Origin of the sequence: Halorubrum sp. Atlit-28R (genome assembly GCF_003665955.1) — an archaeon.
Lineage (GTDB): Archaea > Halobacteriota > Halobacteria > Halobacteriales > Haloferacaceae > Halorubrum > Halorubrum tropicale.
This window is the reverse complement of record NZ_QPLS01000164.1, coordinates 1-490: the sequence shown is the minus strand read 5'-3', so window position 1 is coordinate 490 and position 490 is coordinate 1. Positions and strand designations below refer to the sequence as shown.

The window sequence follows — 490 nt, the reverse complement described above, 5'->3', positions numbered from 1 at the left end:
CAGACACCTTCTCAATTCCGCCCACACGGTTACCTTCGAATGTAGCTCTTCAAAACCGAAAAAGGGCGATGGATGTCGTTACTCGCGGTGGAGGATGATGGTCTTGCGGTCGGTCTGGACGGTCGCGACCTTCCAGTCAGTCTGCTCAACAGCACCAAACACCGCGTCGATGAGTCTCTGATGGTTCATCGACGGAACCGCACCGTACTCGAAGAACGCTTCATCTGCGTTGTGGAATCCGAGGAACTCATGGACGGACTTGGAGAGCGAACGTTCGACAGAGTCGACGAGATCAGCTCGAGGGTCGACGGTATTCTGGAGTGCGGTGCCTGCGTCGGAACGGCTGTTATCTGCTGCCATCACGTCTATTACTTAGGCTGCCGTAATATAAAACCAACGCCATTTCGTTAAAACTGCATGGCGTAACTATTATTATGTTGGGAGTGTATGTAGTAGATGTGATGGCAGCAGAAGCCGACAAGTCAGGTAA

The 490-nt window shown here is 52.0% G+C and carries 1 protein-coding gene; it reads right to left on the bottom strand.

From position 1 onward, the window contains the following. Window positions 1–78: 78 nt before the first annotated feature. Window positions 79–360 carry a hypothetical protein gene (locus DVK06_RS17345; RefSeq protein ID WP_013035733.1) on the bottom strand — a complete coding sequence of 94 codons (282 nt, stop codon included), beginning with the start codon at window positions 358–360 and terminating at the stop codon, window positions 79–81. Window positions 361–490: the final 130 nt, after the last annotated feature.